Source organism: Rhodococcus sp. 06-470-2 (assembly GCF_002258235.1).
GTDB lineage: Bacteria > Actinomycetota > Actinomycetes > Mycobacteriales > Mycobacteriaceae > Rhodococcoides.
Map to the genome: position 1 here is coordinate 308,358 of NZ_NOYB01000016.1, position 24,021 is coordinate 332,378.

The following is a 24,021-nucleotide window of genomic DNA, read 5'->3' on the forward strand; positions in this document are numbered from 1 at the left end:
AGATGACGCGCATTCTGCTCGCTCCGGACAAGTTCAAGGGCTCGCTGTCGGCGGCCGAGGTCGCGCGGGCGTTGGCGTCGGGGATGCTCTCGGTCGACTCGTCCCTCGAGACGGTGTGCCTGCCCGTCGCCGATGGGGGTGACGGCACCGTCGACGCTGCCGTCACCGCCGGGTGGGATCGAGTGGCCGTCACGTGTGCGGGGCCGACGGGTGAGCCGGTAAAGACGTCGTATGCCCGTCGCGGTGACACCGCTGTTGTCGAGCTGGCGTCGGCGGTCGGGCTCGAGCTCCTGCCCGGCGGTGAGCCGGATGCGTTGGGAGCGAGTACATTCGGTCTCGGTACCGTTATCGCGCACGCACTCGAGTCAGGTGCCGGGTCTGGTTCGGGTGCGCGGCGTATCGTCGTCGGGCTCGGGGGCAGTGCCTCCACCGACGGCGGCGCGGGCATGCTCGTCGCGCTCGGTGCGCGCATCCTCGATGCCGGCGGAGGCGAGGTGGCGCGCGGTGGTGGTCCGCTGCGCGGTGCAGTCCACCTCGATCTGAGCGGATTGCTGCCGTCGGCTCGGAACGCGGTGTTCGAGCTGGCGTGTGACGTCGACAATCCGTTGCTCGGTGTCACCGGAGCCGCGGCGGTCTACGGCCCGCAGAAGGGTGCCGGACCGCAGGAGTTGCTGTATCTGGAGCACGGGATGCGGCAGTGGTCGCATCTGGTGCGCAACGCAATCGGCCGTGACCTCAGCGGCCTGGCGGGCGCAGGGGCGGCCGGCGGAACCGCCTTCGGTGCCATGGCCGTACTCGGTGCCGCGGCCAAGCCGGGGATCGAGACGGTGCTCGAACTGATCGACTTCGGTAGCGCTCTGGCGTCGGCCGATCTGGTCGTCACCGGTGAGGGCTCGCTGGACGAGCAGAGCCTGCACGGCAAGGCACCGATCGGTGTCGCGAACACCGCACGTGCAGCCGGTGTCCCGGTGATGACCGTCGCCGGACGGAGCACCGTCGGTTTGGATCGATTGCGTCCCTACGGAATCACCGCCTCCTATGCACTGACCGACCTGGAGCCGGACCCTCGGATCTCGATGCGTGACGCGGCCAGGCTGTTGCACGAGGTGGGCCGAACCTTGACCACCACACACATTTTGGAAGGAACTTCATGACCGGAACCGATTTCACCACTCTGACCGATCTGGCTTCTCGGGCGCTCGGCGGCAGCGTCTCCGCAGCGAACGACGAATTGTTCGCCCAGCGCGAGAACCTGATCAAGCCCGATGCTCCGCTGTTCGATCCAGCGGACTTCGGCCACAAGGGAAAGGTGTACGACGGGTGGGAGACTCGCCGTCGCCGTGACGAGGGCGGTCACGACTGGGCGATCGTGCGACTGGGCTCTCCGGGCATCGTGCACGGCGTCGTGGTCGACACCGCTCACTTCACCGGCAACTACCCGCCGTTCGTGTCCGTCGAGGCTGCGTCGATCGAGGGCTATCCGTCCATCGAGGATGTGCAGAATGCGGAGTGGCACAGCATCGTCGACAGGTCTCCCGCAACCGGAGACACCGCGAACAGGTACGAGGTGGCCGATCGGCACCGGTGGACGCATGTGCGTCTGTCGATCTACCCCGACGGCGGCGTCGCCCGGTTCCGTGTGCACGGCCAGGTGGTGCAGGATCCGCGGTTCCTCGCGGGCACCGTCGACCTGCTGGCCGCGGAGAACGGCGCTCGGCTCACCGATTGCTCCGACGCCTTCTACTCCTCGCCGGCCAACATCATCCTGCCCGGGCGTGCTCGCAACATGGGCGAGGGCTGGGAGAACTCTCGACGACGCAACGGCGGCAACGACTTCGCAGTGTTCGCTCTCGCATCGCCCGGTGCCCCACGCCACGCGGAGGTCGACACCAGCTACTACGTCGGGAACGCGCCGGGGTGGATTCGGCTCAGCGCCATCGATTCTCGTCGCCGACACATCACGGATCCGACGGCATGGACCGAGATTCTGCCCCGCACCGCCGTGCAACCGGATACGCGCCACCGGTTCCTGCTGAACGAGGCCGACGCGTACACGCACCTGCGACTGGACGTGTACCCCGATGGCGGACTGTCCCGGTTGCGGTTGTTCGGTGAGCTCGACGCCGAAGCTCTCGATGCGGCCGACATCGCGTGGAAGTCCTCGGAGCTCCAGAGTGTCTCCAGTGCAGTCTGATCTGGTTGTTCGCGCGTCGCGGGCGGTGATCGTCGGACGGGAGGTTGCGGCCTCGATCTCCGTTCGTGACGGCCGAATCGTGGCCATCGACTCCGTGGATGCCCGCGTGTCCGCGGAGGTGGCGGTCGAGCTGGGGCCGGACGAGGTGCTGCTGCCGGGGTTGGTGGACACCCACGTGCACGTCAACGAGCCGGGGCGCACCGAATGGGAAGGGTTCGCCAGCGCGACCCGAGCCGCGGCCGCGGGAGGCATCACGACCATCGTCGATATGCCACTCAACAGTATCCCGCCGACAGTGGACGTCGCGGCGTTGGAGATCAAGCGGCGGGTGGCGGCGGATCAGTCGGTCGTCAACGTCGGCTTCTGGGGTGGTGCCGTTCCGGGAAATGTCGAGCAGCTGCGGCCGCTGCACGAGGCGGGGGTATTCGGCTTCAAGTGCTTTCTGCTCGCGTCGGGCGTGGACGAATTTCCGCCGCTGACGATTACGGAGCTCGAGAAAGCTCTGATCGAGATCGCGTCGTTCGACGGGTTGATGATCGTGCACGCCGAGAACGCCGAGGTGATCGCCGAGGCACCGTCGGCGACGGGTCGTGAGTACTCGGGATTCTTGGAATCGCGTCCACGTGCCGCCGAGAACCGGGCCATCGAGCAGGTGATCGAGTTGTCGCGGAGGACGGGGTGCCGGGTGCATATTCTGCATCTGTCGAGTGCAGATGCGTTGCCGATGATTGCGGCGGCGAAGCGCGACGGGGTGCGGGTGACCGTCGAGACCTGCCCGCATTACCTGTGTTTCGATGCGGAAGCAGTGCCGGCGGGTGCCACCCAGTTCAAGTGTTGCCCGCCGATCCGCGAGGCCGGCAATCGAGAGTTGTTGTGGCAGGGTTTGTCCGACGGCACAATCGATACCATCGTCACCGACCACTCCCCCTGTACGCCGGATCTGAAGAGGTTCGACACCGGAGACTTCGGTGATGCGTGGGGCGGGATCGCGTCGTTGCAGGTCTCGCTCGCTGCGGTGTGGACGGAGGCGCGTGCCCGTGGGTTCGCACTGACCGACATCGTGCGGTGGATGGCCACGAATACTGCCGATCAGGTCGGTATGGCCGATCGCGGACGCATCGATATCGGTTGCGCTGCAGATCTTGTGGTGTTCGCACCCGACGAACGGTTCACCGTCGACGTAGCGCAGCTGTACCACCGTAATCCGGTGACGGCGTACGACCGACTCGGGCTGTCGGGTGTGGTGCGGCGGTCCTGGATCGCGGGATCGGAATCCTCGACCGGGCGTTTGTTGGCGCGCGCCTAGAACGGCGGTGCTGCCGTGTCGTCTGTCTCGGGCCGTTGGTTGTCGGGTGGGTTGGGGTAGGCGATGATGCCGGAGTTTCTCGGTTGGGTGGGGATGTGTGGTCTGAGGTCGTTGCCGAGGATGGGGACGGCGGTGCCGTTGGCGGGAAGGGTGATTCGGGTGGTCTTCGATGTCGATGTCCACAGGATCGCTCCGCCGGGGAGCATGACGGCTTTCCAGTAGCCGGCGGTTTTGACGGTGTGGTGGTATTCGCAGAGGCACTGCAGATTGTTGACGGTGGTCCAGCCGCCGCCGAGCGGGTTGGTGTGGTCGAACGGGTTGATGTGGTCGAGTTGGCAGCGGGCGGCGGGGCGGTGGCAGCCGGGGAAGCGGCAGTGTTTGTCGCGGAGTCGGACCGCTGCGGTGGTGAGAGTGTCGGGGCGGTAGATCAGGGCCCGGTCGGTCAGGGGGTCGCGGGAGACCGACTTTCCGAGGGTGGGGTCGGCGGCGATAGCGGCTTCGAGTGCGGCGGCAAGGGAGGCGTTGCCGATATAGAGGCCGGAGGGAGTGTGGCTTGCAGTGGGGATCGTTCGGTTGTTGCGCCGGATCGCAGAGGCCAGGTCGAGGGCAGAGCTGTGCCGTGTACCCCTGCCGACAGGGGTGTGGGTGCAGAACAGCGCTGCGGCGGAGGTCAACGATTGCAGGCGGCGCGGAGGTCGATCCTCGGTATCGGTACCCGCATCCGGGCGAGTACTCGGTGCCGGACTACCGATCGGTGTGGGCTCGGATCCACTGATAGTTTCCTCGTCACTGCCGGTTTCGTGGTTCCTGGTGGTATCGGATGGTGCAGTGGGAGATTGGTTTTCGTTCGTATCTGGCGCTGGATCAGCGGTCGGCCTCTGTTGGACAGGTGTCGACGAAGTCGGTGCGGGTGCTGGTGCCGCCACTGGCTCTGGGCCGGTCGCCTTACACGGCTCCGGTAGCGGCGTGGTTATAGCCGCCGAAGCGGTTGTTGCTGCGTGCTTGTGGGCTGGGCCTGAGCCTGGGGTGGTAGTTGCTGCCGGGTCGGTCGCGGGCTCGGTGATAGGCACCGGATTGTCGACCTGATCGACCCTATCTCCTGCCGGCGAGCTGTGTTCGGGTGCAGGAGAACTGGGCCCGGTTGGTTCCGACGCCGAAGCTGTCTCCGCACTCGAATCAGCCGTCGATGCACTCTGTGCACCTGCACCTGCACCTGCGTTCGCGTCCGTGGGTGTCTCGGCAGTCGTGTCGGTACCCGCAGAGGCATCCGCATCCGAATCCGGTACCGCCCCTGCCGCCGTGCCCGGAACGGCGCCCGCTGGCGCTGACCTGTCGGTGTCCGTGTCCGATGTCGCTGCCGACCCTGGGTCCGACTCCTGCTCTTGCTCTGTCGGTGTTCGTTCCCATTCCCCTGTCTCCGGGTTCTGGACGGCGAGGCCGAGGGATTCGGCGAGGGTGATCGCTTCGGTCAGCAGGACCTGCCACTGACTGTTGCGGGCGAGTTCCCGGGCGAGGTCGGGGTCGATGGAACCGTGCCCGGCCAGATACGCCGGGTTCGCAAGCAGCCCGATCAGGGTGGCGATGTCGACGGTGACCATCGTCAACGGCACCCGCCGATCGGGCAGCACCGCATCCGCTTTCGGGCAGTCCTCCCGTCGGCACAGGCACGCCAGTCGGGGTTCGCCGTGCATGCGGGCCATGAACGCATCGCACAGGCGTTCCTTCTTCCCGCGCGGGTCTTTCGGGCACAAGGTGTCGGCCATCTCCTCGAGCAACTGCCACGCAGCGGCAGCTTCCGGGGCGGTCAACTCCGCCCGGATCCGGGCCAGTTCCCCGGCCGGGGTGTAGGTGACGGTGCGGAACCTCTTCGCGAATTCGCGTAGTGCTGCTGCTTCTTCCGGGGCGACCCGCAGCAGGATGTCCCAGATCTCCTTCTCGAGCGGACCCGGCGACAACCGGTGGGCTGCCTCGACGACCTCGTCCTCGACCTTCTTCACGATGTCGTCGCTCAGGTTGTCGAGGATCCGGCATACCGTCCGAACCCGCGCAAGGTCGACCTCACCGGTCTCGAACGCCGCGCGCAACAGTGGCAATCGGGTGTGCAAAGCGACGGCGATCGAGACGTACGATTCGGCGACCGTCGCCGAGCACCCCAACGCGACTGCCATTTCGGTGCGTCCGTACCGGCTGTAATGCTTGTGTTCGGCGTCGAGGGTGATCCAGCTCCGATGAACCTCGTAACAGGCGGTGATCTTGCGGGCCGCCTGCCGATTCTCCTCACACGCGGCCGCGGTCAACGCCTCCAGCGACACGGTCGGTACTGCCATCCCCATTCACCCCCCGGTGAGCAACAATTCAGAACGCATGTTCGAACTGAACAAAGAGTATCGCGACCCTCCGACAAGAAACGAAAGCCCGCGGTTCAAGGCCGCTGAATGCATTGTTTCGTGCAGGGTCCGGCGAAGTGATCCGTGCCGGAGGCGATCAGGTTACGACCGGGCGTCGTCTTCCTGGATCTCTGAACCGTATTGGTCACGAGAGTGGGTCGATCGATCGGCGTCACGCCAAGGATCACGATGTCGTACACAGCCGAGGCAACCGAGGGGCTCACCAGAAAGCTTGTATGAGCGCCGCTGAGTCCAACAAACCCTGCGTTACAAGCACTTCCGAGACCAGTGATCGGCTCCGGCGGCTGAAACGGCACGCAGCGCTGGTCTCGCAAGCCGAGCGAACTCGCGAGGCAACCCGGGCCGACTGCGTCGGACAGTTCTCCTGACGAGACTGGCTCGACTAGTCGTTCGTAACGATCGACAGCAGGATCCTCCGAAAGTCGGCTCTGTCTTGTTCATCCAACTTGTCCATCATCGCGCCGAACTCTTTCGCCAGAGCAGCAAGCGCACGCTCCAAGACCAGCCGGCCTTCCGTCGTTGTCGATAGTCGATGACGACGTAGATCGGTTTCATCGATCTCTCGGGTAACTAAGCCTTTGGCGACAAGTGCACGAAGATAGACCGTGACACTGGCTTTGGGCAGCATCAATTGTGCGGCCAGCTCGGCGGGGTGTTTGCAGTTGTCCACCTCGTCGAGAACGAAGAACTCCTTGGTCTCGATCCCGAGATCGTCGAACTGCGGCGCTGCCGCGTTCATCACTCGCGTCAAGAGCCGGTGGTTCAATTTCCACAACTGTGCCGAATCGGTCGACTGCATGCGCCCTCCTCAACTGGTACAGTTTCGTACTAGTTTCATATCGAACATTCATGCTTTGCATGCATTGCGAAGCTGAACAAGAATACGAGCGACGCTTTCATGATCGAGCATCTATCCATCCCTCGAGGCACCCTCACCCTGGCAGCCGATCTCCACCTACCCAGCAATTTCGATCAGACGCAGCCGCATCCACTCATCGTGCTGTCCACGCCGGGCAGCAGCGTCAAGGAGCAGATCGGTGCCAACTATGCAGCAGCGCTCGCCCGCCGGGGAATCGCAGCCATCACGTTCGACCCCGCCTACCAAGGCGAGAGCAGCGGCGAACCACGCGATCTCGAAGATCCCTACCGTCGGGGCGAGGACATCTCGTACGTGATCGACGAAGTAACGAAACTCGACATGATCGATGCCGAACGCATCGGAACCCTCGGGATCTGCGCTGGAGGCGGATACGCAGTCCACACGGCCCGCACCGACCACCGCATCAAAGCCGTCGGCACCGTCGTCGCGAGCAACATCGGAGCGGCCTGGCGCGCGGGCTCAGCCCTCAACGGCCCAGCCGTAGCCCTCGACGAACTCGCCGCGGCCCGATCAGCGCACGTGGCCGCAGGTACGGTCGAGCGCGTGAACTGGCTGCCCGACACTCCCGAAGATGCCGTTGCACTTGGTATCACGGACATCGACAGCACTCAGGCGATCGCCTTTTACCGGACCCCGCGCGGCAGCCACGAACGTTCTACCAACCGCCGACTGTCACGAAGCGATTCACTTCTGATGGGCTACGACGCATTTCACCTCGTCGATCCGCTGCTCACCCAACCCCTCCAAGTGATCATCGCCGGTCGGAAGGGCAACACCGGCCAGTACGAAGCAGGAATGGCATTGTGGGACATGGCCCCGAACCCCGTCGACCTGCTCATCGTCGACGGTGCCGGCCACTACGAAATGTACGACGAGCCGAGGTATGTGGATCAGGCAGTCGACAGGCTCTCGAACTTTTACAACCAGAACCTCTGATCGCCGAGCGGAGCCCGATAATCGAGGAGTCGGCTTACGGATGCCCCGAATCAGGAATGGGCCGAGCGGCCTTGGCGAGACGGTCGATGAACCGCGGCAGCGATACCGCATGTGGCTCCGAGCCCTGGCGCATCGAACTATGCGTACTTGGCGTCCGCCCCGTCGTGGTGAATCGGACCGGCCGTACGTGTCAGTGGCAGCGCACTACCCCCGCGTCGCACGGCGACGAATTCCGCCGCGATGGCCAGCGCAGTTTCCTCGGGTGTTCTGGCTCCCAGGTCCAAGCCGATCGGCGACTTCAAGCGTGCGAGCTCCTGCTCGGTCAATCCGACGTCACGCAGCCGGGCCGCGCGATCGTCGTGAGTCCGGCGCGATCCCATAGCCCCCACGAATGCGACGGGCAGTCGCAGAGCTACCTCGAGCAGCGGCACATCGAACTTGGCGTCGTGGGTGAGCACGCAGATCACCGTTCGCGAATCGACCGTAGTCCGGGCCAAGTAGCTGTGCGGCCATTCGGTCACCACCTCGTCGGCGTCGGGAAACCGTGCAGCAGTGGCAAATACGGGCCGGGCATCGCAGACCGTGACGTGGTAGCCGAGAAACTTGCCCACCCGAGCGAGTGCGCCGGCGTAGTCGATGGCTCCGAAGATCAGCAGGCGCGGGGCGGTGGCGTACGACTGCACGAACACGTCGAGATCCGGCCTGCACCGCACCGACCGAATGCCGGTGCCGCCGGAGTCCAACATCGCCTGCGCTTCGCCGACGACCACCGCGTCGACGTCGGCGAAACCGGTCGTGCCCATTGTTGCCGAAGACGAGACCGCAAGTGACTGTCCGGAGCCGTCGAGCATCGTCACCGTGGCGACTGCAGTATCCGACGCGATGGCCGCGAGCACCGCCCGCGAAGGGCCGAGGCGGACGAAGACCTCGATCACACCCCCGCAGGTCAAGCCGACCGCGAACGCGTCGATATCGCTGTAGCCAAACGACTCTCGCTTGGACTCGCCGGTCTCGAGAACCTGCTGGCACAATTCGTACACGGCTCCTTCGACGCAGCCGCCGGAGACGCTGCCGACGGCCTCACCGTCGGCGCAGACCGCCATCGCGGCACCCGGAAGTCGTGGAGCACTTCCGGACACCGCGATGACTGTCGCCACCGCGTAGGGAACACCCGCGTGGTCCCAGGCGGTCAGACGATCGACGATCTCTTTCACGTTACGAGATTCCCAACGCTTCTTCGATCGGGTGCAGGGCGAAGTAGATCAGGAAGATGCCCGACATCAGATACAGCAGCCAATGCGTCTGACGCGCTTTGCCTTTGGCGAGGCGGACGAGGGTGTACGCGATGACACCCGCCGCGACTCCGACGGTGATCGAGTACGTGAAGGGCATCAGCACGATGGTCAGAAAGGCCGGGATCGCGATTTCGGTGTTCTCCCAGTCGATCTTGCGTACGTGCGTCATCATCAGCGCACCGACCAGAACCAGGGCCGGGGCCGCGGCACCGACCGGAACCACGCCGGCCAGCGGAGTGAAGAAGATCAGGCTCGTCAACAATCCGCCGGTGACGACGCTGGCGAGACCCGTTCGCGCACCCTCGGTGACCCCCGCCGCGGACTCCACGACGGCCGTGTTCGCAGATCCGTTGATCGCACCACCGACGATGGCACCGATGCCGTCGACGGTGAGGATGCGGCTCAGGCCGGGCATCCTGCCTTGCTTGTCGACCAGTCCGGCCTCTTCACCGACTCCGAGGATGGTACCCATCGCGTCGAAGAAGCCCGAGAGAACGAGAGTGAACAGAACGACCGACGCGGTGACGATTCCGGCCCGAGCGAACCCGCCGAACAGGTCGACGTTGAACAGCAGGTCGAATTGTGGTGTGGCGACGATGGAATCGGGCACCTTCGGAACAACCGGTCCCCAGGCCTCCGGTGCGATGTCGAACACCGAGTTCAGGACGATCGCCAGATTGGTGGCCACGAAGATTCCGATGAGCATCGCACCCGGCACCTTGCGTACGAACAGCATGATCATCAGGATCAGGCCGACACAGAAGACGAACACGGGCCAGCCGGCGAGCTTGCCGAACGTGCCGAGGGTGACCGCGGTGGCTGCTGACTCGTGGTGCCCGACGAACCCGGCGTCGACCAGTCCGATGAGCGCAATGAATGCACCGATTCCGACACCGATCGCCTGTTTGAGGACCAGAGGTATGGCATCCATGATGAGTTGCCGCACGCCGGTGAGAGCGAAGACCACGATGACGACGCCCTCGAGAACCACCAGTCCCATCGCCTGCGGCCAGGTCATGTACGGGGCTGCCTGGAACACCACGATGGGCGTCACCCCGAGGCCGGCCGCCATGGCGAGGGGCGCGTTTCCGACGACCCCCATCAGGATGGTCGTCAGACCGGCCGACAATGCCACCATGGTCGACAGCTGAGCCGGATCGAGCGTGGCACCGGTGACATCGCGGGCATCACCGATGATCAGCGGAATGAGGACGATCAGGTAGGCCATGGCCACGAATGTGGTGACGCCACCGCGAACTTCGCGTGAGAGCGTCGAACCGCGGCCGGTGATGTCGAAGAACTTGTCGATCTGGGATCGACCTCGTCCACTCTGGCGAGTGCTGGATGTGCGTACGTCGGTCATGATCGGCCCTCCCAGGGCGTGATCAACCTCGTCGAGCGTGGGGCCGGGCCGACGAGCCGGGGGAGTTGGCGTCGGTGCGGTTGTGCCGGATAAGGTTTCGTCGAATGGTGATGGAACTCGGATCAGCTGTTGATGATGTGTTCGGGTCGAACGGGCACGCGGTTCAGCGCGAGCCCGGTGGCATTGCGGATGGCTGCGACCACTGCGGGCGTCGACGAGAGGGTGGGTGGCTCACCCGCACCGCGAAGACCGTACGGTGCCAGGGGATCCGGGTTCTCGAGGATGTCCAGCTTCATGGGCGGCATGTCCAGAATGGTCGGAATCAGGTAGTCGGTGAACGACGGGTTCTTCACCAGACCGTCCACGACGACGATTTCTTCCATCACCGCGAGACCGAGTCCTTGCGCTGTGCCGCCGTGGATCTGACCTTCGAGCGAAAGTCGGTTGAGGATCTTGCCGACGTCCTGCACGGCCGCCATCTCGACGACCTTGACCAGACCGAGTTCGACGTCGACGTCGACCACGGCGCGATGGACACACAGTGCGAGCTGGGTGTGGCTCGCGCCCTGTCCGGTGACCGGATCCATTCCGCTGGTGGGGCGATGGTGGAATTCGCGGGTCTGCTCGATGACTCGGTCGCCGAGCACATCCTCGATCGTCGCCAGCACACCGTCGGTGGCCGAGACGATCTTGCCGCCGTCGAGGCTCAGGTCTGCCACCGCGCGACCCAGGTAGAGGCCGGCCAGGACGAATACCGCCTCGCGCACGGCCTCGCAGGCGGTCTTGACCGCCCCGCCGGTCATGTACGACTGCCGTGACGCCGAGGAAGATCCGGCGTTGCCGACCTTGGTGTCGGCGGGGTGAATGACGACCTTGGTGACGCCGAGCTCGGTGCGTGCGATCTGCGCCTCCAACGTCACCAGTCCCTGCCCGACCTCGGCGGCAGCGGTGTGCACCAATGCTGTTGCCTCGCCACCGATCACCTCCAGTCGAACGCGCGCGGTGGAGTAGTCGTCGTAGTTCTCGGAGAAGCAGATGTTCTTGATGCCGACGCCGTAACCGATCCCGCGTACGACGCCTTCGCCGTGGGTGGTCTGCGATGCCCCACCCGGCAGATTACGGATGTCCGACGCGTCCACGGGGGCAGGCAGTTCCATCGCCTCGGCTCGGGCGAGCATCTCGGCGAGCGGGGCAGGTGCCTCGATGACCTGGCCGGTCGCCAGGATCGATCCCTGGCTGACGGCGTTGATCTGCCGGATTGCCACCGGACCGATGCCGCAGGCCTCGCCGAGCTTGTCCATCATCGACTCGTACGCGAAACATGCTTGTACTGCGCCGAATCCACGCATAGCGCCGCACGGCGGGTTGTTGGTGTACACCCCGTACGCGTCGATCTCGATGTTGGGAATGACGTACGGTCCGACGCCCAGAGAGGCGGCGTTGCCGACCACGTTGAGGGTGGCGGAGGTGTACGCGCCGCCGTCGAGGATGATCTCGACATCGGCGAACACGAGCTTGCCGTCGCGAGTCGCACCGTACTCGTAGTGCATCTGCGCGGGGTGGCGGTGCACGTGTCCGAAGAACGATTCGTAGCGGTTGTAGACGATCTTGACGGGCTTGCCGGTGTGCATGGCGAGCATCGCCGCGTGGATCTGCATCGACAGGTCCTCGCGGCCACCGAATGCTCCTCCGACGCCGGCGAGCGTCATCCGGATCTTCTCCTCGGGCAGTCCGAGGCAGGGCCCGATCTGCGCGAGGTCGTTGTGCATCCACTGGGTCGCCACGTACAGGTCGACGCCGCCGTCCTCGGCCGGAACAGCCAGTCCCGATTCGGGTCCCAGGAACGCCTGATCTTGAATGCCGACGGCGAAGTCGCTGCTGACGATCACGTCCGCGGTCGCCCGAGCGGCTGCGACGTTGCCGACGCGAACCGGCTGATGGCGGGCAACTCCGCCGCGTTCCTGCACCTTCGGGTAGTTCGGGTCGAGGGCTGCGCGCCGGGCATCGGTCAGGGGTTCGAGCACGTCGTAGACCACGACGATCTTTTCCATTGCACGCCTGGCAGTTTCGGGATGGTCGGCGGCGATGAGTGCGATCGGTTCGCCTTCGTGCCGCACCTCGTCGAAGGCCAGCACCGGCTGGTCCCACGTGTGGTCGAGTCCGAAGCATTTGCGTCCCGGCACGTCGTCGTGGGTGAGCACGGCCTCGACGCCGGGAGTCGCCAGAGCCTGGGAGATGTCGACCGAGACGATCTTCGCCCGGGGATGAGGGCTGCGAAGCGTTGCGCCCCAAAGCATGCCGTCGATGAACAGGTCCGACGAATATGCGAACTCGCCCTTGACCTTCAGGGTGCCGTCGGGTCGCAGTGGGCTGTCTCCGACGCGACCGCGTCCCGGTGCGGGGATGTCGGCGGGAGCTTGCCGGGGTGTGGTGGTCGGGGCGCTCACAGCACGTCCTCCGCGAGTTTCATCAGGCGACGGTGCGCATCGGCTCCGGCGCGGCCTATTTCGTCCTGCGGTGCGCTGGTCAGGACATCGTTCTCGACGATCGTGCGACCGCCCACCATCAACCGCGCGAGCGGTGGTGTCTGTCCGTAGGCGAACGCGACGACGGGGTCGTCCACGGCCGAGTAGAAACCGTCCGTGCGCCAGATCGCGATGTCGGCCAGCTTGCCGACCTCGAGCGAACCGATCTCGCTCTGCCGTCCCAGCACCGTTGCTCCGCCCAGTGTTCCGATCTCGAGTGCCTGACGCGCCGTCAGTGCGGTCGGCCCGTACTTGGCTCGTTGCATGTACATCGCCTGACGGACTTCGCCGGCCAACGGCACCATTTCGGCCGATGCGGAGCCGTCGACGCCGAGGCCGACGGGCGCGCCTGCGGCGAGCAGGTCGGAAATACGAGCGATGCCCGCGCCGAGTCGTGCGTTCGAGCTCGGGCAATGAGCGGTACCGGTACCGGTGGCCGCCATCTTCGCGATATCGGAATCGTGCAGGTGTACCGCGTGGGCGAACCACACGTCGTCACCCAGCCAGCCGACCTGCTCCATGTACTCGACCGGGGTGCAGTTCATCTGAGCGAGGCAGTGCTCTTCCTCGTCGAGGGTCTCGGCCAGATGCGTATGCAGGCGAACACCTTTCGCGCGGGCGAGGCCCGCGGACTCCACGAGCAGTTCTTTGCTGATGGAGAACGGCGAGCACGGTGCGACCGCGATGCGGAGCATCGAACCGAAGGACGCGTCGTGGTAGGTGTCGATGGCCTCGGCCGTCGCGGCGAGGATGTCGTCGAGCGATTCGACCACCTCGTCCGGCGGCAACCCGCCGTCGGACACGCCTCGGTCCATCGAGCCGCGGCACGGCTGGAATCGGACGCCGATGCGTCGTGCGGCATCGATCTCGGCGGCGAACAGATCGCCTCGGCCCTTGGGGAAGATGTAGTGGTGATCGGTGCTGGTGGTGCAGCCCGACTTGGCGAGCCATCCGAGACCGGCGGCTGCGGCTCCCCCGACCACCTCGGCGTCCATCTTCGACCACGGCTTGTACAGGGCGACAAGCCATTCGAAGAGCGTGTTGTCCTTGGCCAGGCCCTGGGACGCCCACTGGTACAGGTGGTGGTGGGTGTTGACCAGGCCTGGGGTGACGAGGCAACCCGTCGCGTCGATCGTCTCGGCCCCGGCGATCACCGGTGCGGGGCCCGAGCCGATGGCGCTGATCGTGGTGCCCTCGACAACGAGATATCCGGAGGGGATTTCGTCCCCGACGATTGGTGCGATGTACGCACCCGAGATCACCGTGGTCATTCGGCTTCGGCCTTTCGTGTAGCAGCGAGCCGAACTGCATCCAGGATCTTCTCGTATCCGGTACAGCGGCAGAGGTTTCCAGCGAGAGATTCGCGAATTTCGACGTCCGACGGGTTGGGAACGCGCTCGATCAGGTCGTGCGCCTGGACCACCAGTCCCGGGGTGCAGAAGCCGCACTGAACGGCTCCGCACTCGACGAACGCCTCTTGCATCGGGTCGAGCTTGTCGCCCTCGGCGAGACCCTCGACGGTACGGATCTCGCGGCCCTCTACCTGACCGGCCGCCACCAGGCAGGCGCAGGCCGGAATGCCGTCGAGATAGACGGTGCACGAACCGCATTCACCCTGTTCGCACGCGTTCTTGGACCCGGGTAGTCCCATGCGCTCGCGGAGCAGGTACAGCAGACTTTCGCCCTCCCAGACGTCGTCGGCTTCCATGTCTTTACCGTTGATGGTGCAATTGACTCGCATGTTTCAGGCCACCTTCCGTGCGGCTGTGAGGTCCCGCCATGCCCAACCCAGTGTTCGCCGGGCCATCACGGACAGGGCGTGCTTGCGGTAATCGGCGGTGCCACGTACGTCATCGATGGGACTTGCTGCCGCACTGACCAATCGGCCGAACTCCTCCGACACCCGAGGATCGAGAGCACCGTCCCACTCGAGTTCGGCCGCGAGGTAGTTCTCGGCATCGTAAGCCCGGCGCGGCGTCGGCGCAGCGGAGCCGAGACCGGTACCGACGCGACCCTCCTGTGGAAACAGTGCGATCGAGAACGAGCAGACGGCGATGACCATGGCATTGCGGGTGCCGATCTTCGAGAAGTACTGCGGCCCTGCTGCCGGTGCCACGTGGAAGGCGCGAATGAGTTCGTCGGGCAGGCAGGAATTACGTTTGACGCCGAGGTAGAACTCGGTCGCGGGAATCATGCGCACGCCGCGCTCGGCCGATTCGACCTCGACGGTTGCGCCCGCCGCAAGCAGGGGTGCGTGCAGATCGCCTGCGGGGGACGCGCCTCCGAGGTTGCCGCCGACGGTGCCGCGATTGCGGATCTGCGGCGAGCCGACGGTGCGGGACGCCTGGGCAATGCCGGGAAGCCTGTCTCCCAGCTCGGCGATGATCCGTACGTACGGAACGCCGGCTCCCACCCGCAGAGTGCCGTCGGGAAGCTGCTCCCACTCGGTCAGCTCGGTGATCGGGTTCAGGTCCAGCAATCCCCCCGGACGATGCAGATCGAAGTTCATCTCGACCATGACGTCGGTGCCGCCCTGGATGGGCACCACGTCGACGTCGTCGGCCTTCGCGGCCAACGCGTCGCCCCAGGTCTGTGGTCGCAGGAATTGCATATCTTTGCTCTCCGCTCGCTGTCTGCATATCAAGTTCACCCAGTACAGCCGCCGGGCGCGATACGAGCGAGAGACAGGAACGACGAAGTATGACGCCGATCACAGTGTAGGTTTTGGAGGATCCTACGAAGAGGAGGTCGATTCACCGTGCGGCTGCGTGATCTGGCTGATCTTCCCGATCTGGAACTGCAGCCGATCGTCACCCCCGAGCACTTCGATCCGACGATCAGATGGGTCGTGACCACCGACATGCTCGATCCGAGCCGCTATCTCAGCGGCGGCGAGCTGGTGCTGACCGGTCTGATGTGGCGGACGGGCCCCGAGGACTCGATGACGTTCGTGCGGGCGGTGTCCAAGGCCGGCATCGCAGCGCTCGCGGCATCCGACGACGGCGTGGTACCCGACGATCTGGTGGACGCGTGCCTCGAACACGGGCTACCGCTCTTTCGTGTTCCGGCCGACATCGCTTTCGCCACGGTCACCGAGAGTGTCGTTCGACAACTGTCGACGGCGAGAGCATCGGACCTGAGTCTCGTGCTCGACCGGCATCGACGCCTCGTGGCGAGCGCAGGCCCGGGCGGCGGACTGGGCCCGCTGCTGGAGATGGTCAGTTCCGATCTGGGCATGAACTGCTGGGTGGTCACTGCGTCGGGACGGGTACTCGCCGGATCCGACAACCCGCCGGACACCGAGGCCGTGGCGCAGGAATTCATGACGTCGGTGCGGCTGCCGCGGTACTGCCGAGAGCAGCGTGTGTCGGTGTTCGCCGTCGATGGAGAGTCTGCACCGCGGGTCGTGGATTGGTTCGTGGCATTCGAAAGCGATTGGCAGACATGGGATGCACCGAGGCTGTCTCTGGCCGGGCAGCTGGCGTCGATCGTGGCCGTGGAGCGCGGTCGCGTCGACGACCGTCTCACGGGGTCGGGAATTCTGGCCCAGGAGTTCGTGCGCGCGATCGTCGGGGGCGCGACGCCCGCCGACGTCCTCGCCCAGATGGACGTCATCGGACTCGATACCGAAACACGCTACGCTGCAGTGGCTGTGGCCACATCCGGCGAGCCGTTGCGGCTCGGTGAGCTACGTCCGTTGCTGCGAGAAGTGTTGGCACCGTGGGAGATCACGGTCGGGATCGTCGACGACGAGGCCATCGCGTTGGTGGAGGCGCGAACCGACCGAACCGATTCCGTTCGGCGAGCCGTCCACACGCTGGCGCCCGGACTGATCGGTAGCGGCACCTCGATCGGTGTCAGCGCACCGACCGCGCCCGCCGACATCCGAAGTGCGATAGAGGAAGCGCGCTACGCCCGCCGGCTCGCCGAGCGCCGTGGCTCGGACTGCAGTGTCGTCGGACACGACGAATTGGCAACGCTGACAATACTTCTCGCCAACGTTCCGGGTGACGTGCGACGCATGTTCACTTCGCGGCTGCTGACTCCCCTGGTGGACTACGACGACTTACACAACAGCGATCTCGTCGAGACACTGTCGGTGTACCTCGACACCAACGGTGCCTGGACGCGTTGTGCCGAACAGCTGCACATGCACGTCAATTCCGTCCGATATCGCATCCAGCGCATCGAGGAACTCACCGGTCGTGATCTGTCGCGGCTGGAGGACAGAATCGAGTTCTACTTGGCACTTCGGCTCAGATGACCAGTGTGGGCGGGAGTGGAGCCTGCGGAACGACCCATAGACTGGGGTCATGGCTCTCATTGCATTGTTGGATCTGACGTTCAAGCCCGAGTCCGTCGCCGAGGCCCGTTCGTTGTTGCGGACGGTACTCGCCGATACTCGCGCATTCGAGGGCTGCCTCGGAGTCGAGGTGTGGGTCGACGAGGAGAACGAGGCGCACGTGATTGCCTACGAGACGTGGGAGTCGGTCGAGGCCGATGCGAAGTACCGCGAGTTCCGCGCGGGTCCGGGCAAGATCGTCGAATTGCCGCCGCTGCTCGCCGCAGCGCCGTCGTTGACCAAGTTCACCGTCGATTCGTCGATCTGATCCCGGGAAGGTTCGGTCACGTCGCCACTCGTCGGTGGGAGTGCGCGGACGCCGGTTCCGGTCGGCCGGTAAGGAAGCCCTGGACCATCTCGGCCCCGAGTTCGTTCGCCACCTGCAGTTCCCCTTCGGTCTCGACGCCTTCCAGGATGACGGCGGCGTCGATCTTCCGGGCCAAGTCGATGATCGCGGCCGCGGCCGCTCGCCGCAGGGGATCACGGTCGATTCCGTGGACCAGCGCGTAGTCCACTTTGAGGATGTCCGGGCGCAGTTCGATCACGTGACGTAGACCGGCGAATCCGGCACCGACGTCGTCGATGGAAATCTGCACTCCCGCAGCGCGGAGGGTGTCGATGGCTCGGGTGACCGCGAGGTAGTCGTCGACACGCTCGTGCTCGGTGATCTCGAGATAGAACGTCCGCGACGCCAGGTGCGGACGTAGTCGATCGAGCAGGTTCGTCGTCCGGATGGTGTCGGCCGATGCGTTGAGCGAGACGAACGATCCCGGCGGTAACTCGTGCATCGCGTCGAGCGCCCTGTCGAGTGCGGCTCGTTCGAGGCGGGGGCCGATGCCGGCCTCGGTGGCGTCGCGGTACCACGACAGCGGAGATCCGGCACCGAAGGGAAAGCGCGAGAGCGCCTCGAAGCCGACCACGGATCCGGTGACGGTCTCGCAGATGGGCTGAAAGAAGATATCGGGGCCGCCGGATGCGATGAGTTCGTCGATCCGGATCCGCGTCTGCTCGTGCGAGTTCGTTTCGGGAAGACGATCGGACGACACCGCGTTCCCGGAGGTTCGCGACTTGAATCGGTACATCTCTATGTCGGCCAGTGCGATCAATCGTCTGACAAGGACGTGAATGCTGGTCTCCGAATCGAGTGCTTCGACCGCGGATCCGAGGCTGGTGGTGAACCGAGGTCCGTCGAACGTCTCCTCCAGGGCGGCTCGAATCCTGTTGTCCGACTGGATGATCTCCTCGCGAGTTCCGGCTCGGACAACCACGAACTCGTCGCCGCCCAGTCGTGCGACCGCCGACCGATCGCCCACGGCCTCGGACAGGCGTCGGGCGACCTCGATCAGGACGGCGTCGCCCGAGGGGTGCCCGAATCTGTCGTTGATCTGCTTGAAACGGTCGATGTCGAGGACCGTCACCCCCACGGCGTCGCCTGCCTCGGAAGGCGAGACGCCGAGGGTGTCCACGGTGTCCAGCAGACCGCGGCGATTCCACAGGCCGGTCAACGGGTCGCGCAGCGCCCGTGCGGCCTTGAGTCGGAGCTGCCCGATGTAGGCCTTGATCATGAAGGGGGCGGCGTACAGGGAACCGATGGTGACGATGCGGGACGCAGCCGACCATGGATCGGCACCATCGACGACGGCCAGGACACCGAGCGTCAGCAGAGTGACGGTCGCGACGGCGAGGTGCAGCATCATCATCCGGTAGGAACTTCCGACGACGATGAAGGCGGCGACGATCGCGAACATCGCGCAACCCGGCATCGCGTCGAAGTGGGTCCGAAAGGCGAACAGAACCGAGGCGATGCCGACATCGGCGTACAGGATGTAGGCCATGGCCAGGCGTGGGGATGTCCAGGGACGGAGGTACCAGGCGATGGCCACGGGCACCGTGGTGGCCGACGCGAGGAGAACCGCGATCGAGGCCGAACCGGAGAACTGCCCCGCCGGGATCATCAGCACCCCGGCCAGTCCGAACGTCAGCGTCATTCCGCTGATGAAAAGACGAACCCAACGCTCCTCGGCGGTGGGGATGAACTCTCCCAGATCGGAAATCGCAACGCCCGCCGTCGAATAAGGCCCCCCCACCTGCATGAACGCTAGCACTCGCTATGTACACGCACCCCGAATCGGACCAATCAGACCATGTCTCGCTTAGTGAGCCACCGCAAGGTCGGCCACCCGAGAAACACCGGCAACCAGCAGGTCAGGACGCGATAGAGCAGGACCGACGGGACGGCGATGGAGGCGGGAACGCCGAAGGCCGCGAGACCGCCGATGAGCGCTGCCTCCACGGCACCCACACCGCCCGGCGTCGGCGCTGCGGAAGCCAGAGTCCCGCCGATCATGGTGACGACCGTGACCGTGACGAACGTGGTGCCGCCGCCGAAGGCCTCGATGCTCGCCCACAAGGCGAGCGCGGCACCCAACGTCGTCGCCGCACAGCCGAGGATGATGATCGAGAAGCGTTTGGGGTCGCGGGCGAGTTCGCCCAGTTCACCGAGGACCTCTTTGATCTGCGGTCGGACGGCCACTTTCAGCCAGCGGCGCAGCTTGGGTACGAACATGAACGTACCGACGACACCGAAGGCCGCACCCGCGAGGAGATACAGCACGGTGTTGCCCGGCACCATGTTCGACAGCCCGGACGACGTGCCTGCGACGACGCTGAAGAAGATCAGCAGGCTCACGTGCGTGATCACCTGGACGGACTGCTGCAACGCCACGGCAGCCGTCGCGCGGACCGTTCCCAGCCCGCCCTTCTGCAGGAACCGAACGCTCAGGGCCAGTCCGCCGACACCCGCGGGAGTCGTGGTTGCCGCGAACGTGTTGGCGACCTGCATCACCGTCAGATTCCAGAAGCTGACCTTGCCCAGTGCGCACGCCCACAACGCGGCTCCGGCACCGACGTACGTCAGTGCCGACACCGACAGACCGAGCAGAGCCCACCACCAGTTGGCCGAACCGAGTTCGGTGACGAACGCGGGAACCGCACTGATGAACGGATATGCGACGTAGACCAATCCGATCAACAACACGAGCGAGATGATCTGGTTGCGGCTGAATCGGGTGACCTGCTCGGCCTCGATCTTGGCGGTGCCGGTCTGTTCGAGGACCTCGAGCCGAACCGCCTTCATCGTCTTGTCGGCGTCGAGCACCGATTGGCGAATACGAGGCGGGATGGCGGACTTGGTCAATCGACCCGAGGCCGCGATCACGGTGTCGAAGCCGAGTACGTCGACGGCGGTGGCGACGGCGCGCTGAGAACCGAAGAGGTCTGCCGTGGTGAGCAACAACTGCGCGACGTCGGACTGCATCTGGGAATCAGACGCACCCAGTTCGGCGTGGCCGAAACCGCAGAAGAGGGCCTTGCCGTCGTGGATCCTCAGCTCGCCCCGGTGCAGGTCACCGTGGGAGATCTGATTCTCGTGCAAGGTGTTCAGGGCCGACCACAGAGCGCCCAGGGTGGCGTCGTCGTGCTCGGCCTCGACCGGATCACCGATGGGCAGACTGTGCGCGTACAGGGTCCATCCTCTGTCGAGCGCTGCCACTGCCAACGGGTGACTGCCTGCCGCTCCCAACCCCTTGATGGCCAGACCCATCAGGGCGCGATGCTCGACTGCCCGACGCATCGACGCGTGCAACGGCGCAGTCTCGCTGCCGCGCAGCGTGATCCACCGCCAGGACTGGCGCAGGGCACCGCCGCTGCGCTGATTCTGCCCGTACAACTCGACCACCACATCGGCGTCGGGAGTGTGCGCGTTCAGCACCAACGGGCCGGGACCGGCCGGACGGACGACGGTGAAGCTGCGAACGGTGACACCGCGGCTGTGGAACAGACGAACCGCCGCGTCGAGCGGAACCTCCAGCGCCGGTGTGCCGACGAGCAACACGATGACGGCTCCGACGAGCCAGCCGACCGCGAGTCCGAGCATCGAGCGAGCCGGAACCACGGTGGAGACGACCAGGTGGATCGGTACGAACGCGAGCAACAGCGTCCACCATGCCCGACGCCACTTCGCGGGGAGACCGGGGCCGGAGACCGTCAGCGCCGCAGCCAACATCGCGATCCAGCGCGAATCGTCGAGGAACTGCGCGAGGAACGTGTCGAGCCGCTCGGGAACGTCGAGGTCCCAGGTGGGAGTGGAGATCCCGGTTCCGGTGATCGACAGCGCCAGCGCGGCCAGCAGTGCCGCGGCCGCGTACCCGGCGAGCAGTTTCCATTTGCGGCCCGCGATCAGTCCGATCAGGACGCCGAACGGAAGCGCGAGAATGGCGACCCCGTAGACGATGTAGACCGCATTGGATTGGTCGGGGCTGAGCACACCGACGATGTTCGACACCGATTGCTCGAGCGCATCCCACTGATTTCTGGTGATCAGCGAACCGGCGATCACCACGCCCAGCAGAGCCGAGGCCGACACGACCCGAATGATGTCGCTGGTTCTTCGCACCAGCGGCTGAAGCAGGCTTCCCGCTACGGGAATGTCCCGCCCATCCACACGCATGGGGTCAACCTACCGTGCGGTACGCCTGCGGAGTTCGTTGCGGACGGTTGGCCATTCGGATTCGATGATCGAGAACACGACGGTGTCACGCAACGAACCGTCGGACATGCGTTGATGATTGCGCAGAATCCCGTCCTGCTTGGCACCCAGTTTCGCGATCGCCGTCCGCGATTGCAGGTTCATCCAGTGGGTACGAAATTCGACGGCGATGCATCCCAGTTCCTCGAACGCATGCGTCAACAGCAGCAGTTTGCTCGCGGGATTGGTGCCGGTTCCGTGCGCGGAGCGGGCATTCCAGGTGTATCCGATTTCGACGCGACGGTTGGTGGCGTCGGCGTTGCAGAATGTCGTCGCTCCGATGATCTGCCCGGTGTCGTTGCGGCGCAGTGTGAACGGAAGCATCGTGCCCGCGTCGAGCAGCCCGAGTCGACGGTCGATCTCGGCCGCCATCTCCTCGGGCTTCGGGACGCTGGTGTACCAGAGGTTCCACAGCTCGCCGTCGCGCGCGGCGTCGCACAGACCTTCGAGGTGATCGTGGCTCAGCGGCTCGAGGGTCACGAGATCGTCAGTGAGGGTCACCGGCTGCAGAAAGGACATTCGCCGACGATACGTCGGATCTGCCCGTCCGGGAAAGCGCGAAGATCAGTGCTGCTGTGACGGCAACGGCCACCACGACGAGGGCGATCACTTCGGTGAACGCATGGGCGTAGGCGTCGGCGAACCCTTGCCTGCCGGCCGCCGCTGCCTCGGCGTCGGCGTCGTCGGGCACCCGGTCCCGGACGAAGATCGCCAGCAGCCAGGCGTAGCCGGCGACCATCACGGCCTCGCCACCGATGCGGAAGAGATTGAGTACTCCTGCTGCGGTGCCGCTGCTGTGCGGCGGAACTGCCGCGAGCGCTTCGCCGTCGACCAGACCGATCGGGAGCCCGAAACCGAGCCCCAACACGATCATCGGGACCACGACGGCGGCCAGCGACAGGCCGGGTTGCAGGGCCAGCATGCCGAGATTCCCGAGAACCAGGAAGCCGAGGCTCGTCAGGATCACACGGTCGGGGGTGACGGCCTCGAAGACGACGATGGACCTGGCGACCGCCAGCGGAGCGATCAGCACCGGAATCGTCATCGCCAGCATGAACAGTCCGGCTCGTCCGGGAGTCAGGGACGCGACGGCACCGAGCGCGGTGGGCAAGTAGGTGAGCAGGGTGACGAATCCGATGGCTCCGGCGACCGGGACCAGGCACAGGGCGAGGAAGCGGCGGTTTCGCAGCAGGCCGAAATCCGGCAGTTTCGATGGTGTGGATGTGCTTCGCACGGCAGGAAGAGCCAGCGTCCCGACGGCCGCGACGAGCAGAACGAGGGCCTGAGCTGCGAACACTCCTCGCCAATCGAGCACGGCGATCAGCAGTCCGGAAATGGTCGGCCCGAGTGCCAACCCCAGTCCGTTCACGGTGCCGAACAGGGCGAACGCGGTTGCTCGTTCGGTCCCCTGGAAATGGAGCGAGAGAATCGACGTCGAGCCCACCAGGACAGCCGCGGCACCCGTGCCGGCGAGGACCCTCGCGGCGTCGAGCAGAAGCAGCGAGGACGCCAGAGCGCTGACCAGGCTGGCGACGGCGGTCAGCACGACGCCGATGCGAAACGACGTGCGGTGTCCGATGCGATCCGAGACCGCACCCCAGACGACGGTGAACAGCGCGAACGCGACGTTGAAGCCGTTGACGACCCACTGGAGCTGCGTCGGGTCGGAGCCGAGATCGGCAGCGATCACCGGGATCGCGATGGCTGTGCCCGAGATGGACATCGGTACGACGAACTGTGCCGCGAGTACGACCGGCAGAACCGCTCTCATGGATCCCCCTGCGCTGACGTAGGTACGATGACTTTCGTACTAGAACAGGTTTGAAGGTACGACGCAAGTCGTACCTAGCGAAAGGTGGCGTCGATGGCGGACGAGAACGGGCACCCCGAACCCGACGAGATGCAACTCGGTGCAGTGATGTCTGCACTGGCGGATCCACTGCGCCGCAAGGTGGTCACCGAACTCGTCGGCGACGACGACGGTGCCGAGCGCACCTGCATGTCGTTCGAGCTCGGCGTCACGAAATCGACTCTGACGCATCACTTTCGCGTGCTGCGCGAAGCGGGTCTGGTGTTCCAGGTCGACCGCGGCAACAGTCGCAAGGTGACGCTGCGACGCCAGGAGCTCAACGATCGATTCCCCGGCCTGCTGGATCTGATCGCCAACGAAATCCACTAGCTCGCTGC

Annotated in this window: 19 protein-coding genes; 7 read left to right on the top strand and 12 right to left on the bottom strand. The window is 65.3% G+C overall.

Translation table 11 applies throughout. The annotated features are described in order from the left end of the window. Positions 1–2 precede the first annotated feature (2 nt). The 3 genes from CH276_RS10535 to allB are packed head-to-tail and all read left to right on the top strand — an operon-like array spanning position 3 to position 3,500. On the top strand, positions 3–1,154 hold the full coding sequence (locus CH276_RS10535; protein ID WP_094629114.1) for a glycerate kinase: 1,152 nt from the start codon (positions 3–5) through the stop codon (positions 1,152–1,154). Further along, on the top strand, positions 1,151–2,194 hold the full coding sequence (gene alc / locus CH276_RS10540) for an allantoicase (RefSeq protein ID WP_094629115.1): 1,044 nt from the start codon (positions 1,151–1,153) through the stop codon (positions 2,192–2,194). Before CH276_RS10535 ends, alc begins: the two co-directional genes overlap by 4 nt. Beyond that, positions 2,136–3,500 carry an allantoinase AllB gene (gene allB / locus CH276_RS10545; protein ID WP_094629116.1) on the top strand — a complete coding sequence of 455 codons (1,365 nt, stop codon included), beginning with the start codon at positions 2,136–2,138 and terminating at the stop codon, positions 3,498–3,500. Before alc ends, allB begins: the two co-directional genes overlap by 59 nt. Here allB and CH276_RS10550 read toward each other — a convergent pair. Together CH276_RS10550 and CH276_RS10555 are read right to left on the bottom strand one after the other, a co-directional pair. After that, positions 3,497–5,827, bottom strand: coding sequence for an HNH endonuclease (locus CH276_RS10550; protein WP_176459197.1), 2,331 nt, complete (start codon positions 5,825–5,827; stop codon positions 3,497–3,499). The genes allB and CH276_RS10550 overlap by 4 nt on opposite strands. A 463-nt stretch (positions 5,828–6,290) precedes the next feature. Beyond that, positions 6,291–6,707 (bottom strand): MarR family winged helix-turn-helix transcriptional regulator, encoded by a 417-nt coding sequence (locus CH276_RS10555; RefSeq protein WP_094629118.1) that lies wholly within the window; start codon positions 6,705–6,707, stop codon positions 6,291–6,293. 99 nt (positions 6,708–6,806) lie between these two features. Here CH276_RS10555 and CH276_RS10560 point away from each other — a divergent pair, with 99 nt between their 5' ends. Beyond that, positions 6,807–7,724 carry an alpha/beta hydrolase gene (locus tag CH276_RS10560; RefSeq protein ID WP_094629119.1) on the top strand — a complete coding sequence of 306 codons (918 nt, stop codon included), beginning with the start codon at positions 6,807–6,809 and terminating at the stop codon, positions 7,722–7,724. 137 nt (positions 7,725–7,861) lie between these two features. On the opposite strand, the gene CH276_RS10565 is transcribed toward CH276_RS10560, so the two are convergent. The 6 genes from CH276_RS10565 to CH276_RS10590 form a co-directional block, all read right to left on the bottom strand. Next, positions 7,862–8,938, bottom strand: coding sequence for an XdhC family protein (locus tag CH276_RS10565; RefSeq protein WP_217901359.1), 1,077 nt, complete (start codon positions 8,936–8,938; stop codon positions 7,862–7,864). Position 8,939: 1 nt separating this feature from the next. Next, positions 8,940–10,382: an NCS2 family permease gene (locus CH276_RS10570; RefSeq protein WP_094629120.1), complete on the bottom strand. Its 1,443-nt coding sequence runs from the start codon at positions 10,380–10,382 to the stop codon at positions 8,940–8,942. Positions 10,383–10,504: 122 nt separating this feature from the next. Then, on the bottom strand, positions 10,505–12,829 hold the full coding sequence (locus CH276_RS10575; protein ID WP_254923863.1) for a xanthine dehydrogenase family protein molybdopterin-binding subunit: 2,325 nt from the start codon (positions 12,827–12,829) through the stop codon (positions 10,505–10,507). Further along, the gene (locus CH276_RS10580) at positions 12,826–14,178 is read right to left on the bottom strand and encodes an 8-oxoguanine deaminase (protein ID WP_176459198.1); all 1,353 of its coding nucleotides are present in this window, start codon (positions 14,176–14,178) and stop codon (positions 12,826–12,828) included. Before CH276_RS10580 ends, CH276_RS10575 begins: the two co-directional genes overlap by 4 nt. Further along, on the bottom strand, positions 14,175–14,648 hold the full coding sequence (locus CH276_RS10585; RefSeq protein WP_032396847.1) for a (2Fe-2S)-binding protein: 474 nt from the start codon (positions 14,646–14,648) through the stop codon (positions 14,175–14,177). Before CH276_RS10585 ends, CH276_RS10580 begins: the two co-directional genes overlap by 4 nt. A gap of 3 nt (positions 14,649–14,651) precedes the next feature. After that, the gene (locus CH276_RS10590) at positions 14,652–15,518 is read right to left on the bottom strand and encodes an FAD binding domain-containing protein (RefSeq protein ID WP_094629121.1); all 867 of its coding nucleotides are present in this window, start codon (positions 15,516–15,518) and stop codon (positions 14,652–14,654) included. Between the two features lie 147 nt (positions 15,519–15,665). On the opposite strand from CH276_RS10590, the gene CH276_RS10595 reads away from it, so the two are divergent. Together CH276_RS10595 and CH276_RS10600 are read left to right on the top strand one after the other, a co-directional pair. Beyond that, positions 15,666–17,171 carry a PucR family transcriptional regulator gene (locus tag CH276_RS10595; protein ID WP_254923864.1) on the top strand — a complete coding sequence of 502 codons (1,506 nt, stop codon included), beginning with the start codon at positions 15,666–15,668 and terminating at the stop codon, positions 17,169–17,171. Between the two features lie 49 nt (positions 17,172–17,220). Further along, positions 17,221–17,517: a putative quinol monooxygenase gene (locus CH276_RS10600; protein ID WP_032396844.1), complete on the top strand. Its 297-nt coding sequence runs from the start codon at positions 17,221–17,223 to the stop codon at positions 17,515–17,517. A gap of 16 nt (positions 17,518–17,533) precedes the next feature. Here the strand turns inward: CH276_RS10600 and CH276_RS10605 are convergent, their stop codons facing one another. From CH276_RS10605 to CH276_RS10620, 4 genes are read right to left on the bottom strand one after another with little or no spacing between them, the layout of a single operon-like run. Further along, positions 17,534–19,336, bottom strand: a complete 1,803-nt coding sequence (locus CH276_RS10605; protein ID WP_254923865.1) for an EAL domain-containing protein — start codon at positions 19,334–19,336, stop codon at positions 17,534–17,536. A gap of 50 nt (positions 19,337–19,386) precedes the next feature. Then, a complete protein-coding gene (locus CH276_RS10610; protein WP_094629122.1) occupies positions 19,387–21,756 on the bottom strand; it encodes a lysylphosphatidylglycerol synthase transmembrane domain-containing protein in 2,370 nt (789 codons plus the stop codon). A gap of 9 nt (positions 21,757–21,765) precedes the next feature. Further along, entirely contained in the window at positions 21,766–22,353 is a 588-nt protein-coding gene (locus CH276_RS10615; RefSeq protein WP_032397303.1) for a GNAT family N-acetyltransferase, read from the bottom strand. Continuing rightward, complete coding sequence (locus CH276_RS10620) at positions 22,322–23,605, bottom strand: MFS transporter (protein ID WP_094629123.1); 1,284 nt, start codon at positions 23,603–23,605, stop codon at positions 22,322–22,324. The genes CH276_RS10615 and CH276_RS10620 overlap by 32 nt, the downstream gene beginning before the upstream one ends. Before the next feature lie 93 nt (positions 23,606–23,698). On the opposite strand from CH276_RS10620, the gene CH276_RS10625 reads away from it, so the two are divergent. Beyond that, the gene (locus CH276_RS10625) at positions 23,699–24,013 is read left to right on the top strand and encodes an ArsR/SmtB family transcription factor (RefSeq protein WP_032396840.1); all 315 of its coding nucleotides are present in this window, start codon (positions 23,699–23,701) and stop codon (positions 24,011–24,013) included. The last annotated feature ends 8 nt before the right edge of the window (positions 24,014–24,021 follow it).

Coding starts and splice junctions, on each gene's coding strand:
- CH276_RS10535 (WP_094629114.1), top strand. CDS start 3: ATGACGCGCATTCTGCTCGCTCCGGACAAGTTCAAGGGCTCGCTGTCG.
- alc (WP_094629115.1), top strand. CDS start 1,151: ATGACCGGAACCGATTTCACCACTCTGACCGATCTGGCTTCTCGGGCG.
- allB (WP_094629116.1), top strand. CDS start 2,136: ATGCGGCCGACATCGCGTGGAAGTCCTCGGAGCTCCAGAGTGTCTCCA.
- CH276_RS10550 (WP_176459197.1), bottom strand. CDS start 5,827: ATGGCAGTACCGACCGTGTCGCTGGAGGCGTTGACCGCGGCCGCGTGT.
- CH276_RS10555 (WP_094629118.1), bottom strand. CDS start 6,707: ATGCAGTCGACCGATTCGGCACAGTTGTGGAAATTGAACCACCGGCTC.
- CH276_RS10560 (WP_094629119.1), top strand. CDS start 6,807: ATGATCGAGCATCTATCCATCCCTCGAGGCACCCTCACCCTGGCAGCC.
- CH276_RS10570 (WP_094629120.1), bottom strand. CDS start 10,382: ATGACCGACGTACGCACATCCAGCACTCGCCAGAGTGGACGAGGTCGA.
- CH276_RS10580 (WP_176459198.1), bottom strand. CDS start 14,178: ATGACCACGGTGATCTCGGGTGCGTACATCGCACCAATCGTCGGGGAC.
- CH276_RS10585 (WP_032396847.1), bottom strand. CDS start 14,648: ATGCGAGTCAATTGCACCATCAACGGTAAAGACATGGAAGCCGACGAC.
- CH276_RS10590 (WP_094629121.1), bottom strand. CDS start 15,518: ATGCAATTCCTGCGACCACAGACCTGGGGCGACGCGTTGGCCGCGAAG.
- CH276_RS10600 (WP_032396844.1), top strand. CDS start 17,221: ATGGCTCTCATTGCATTGTTGGATCTGACGTTCAAGCCCGAGTCCGTC.
- CH276_RS10610 (WP_094629122.1), bottom strand. CDS start 21,756: ATGCGTGTGGATGGGCGGGACATTCCCGTAGCGGGAAGCCTGCTTCAG.
- CH276_RS10615 (WP_032397303.1), bottom strand. CDS start 22,353: ATGTCCTTTCTGCAGCCGGTGACCCTCACTGACGATCTCGTGACCCTC.
- CH276_RS10620 (WP_094629123.1), bottom strand. CDS start 23,605: ATGAGAGCGGTTCTGCCGGTCGTACTCGCGGCACAGTTCGTCGTACCG.
- CH276_RS10625 (WP_032396840.1), top strand. CDS start 23,699: ATGGCGGACGAGAACGGGCACCCCGAACCCGACGAGATGCAACTCGGT.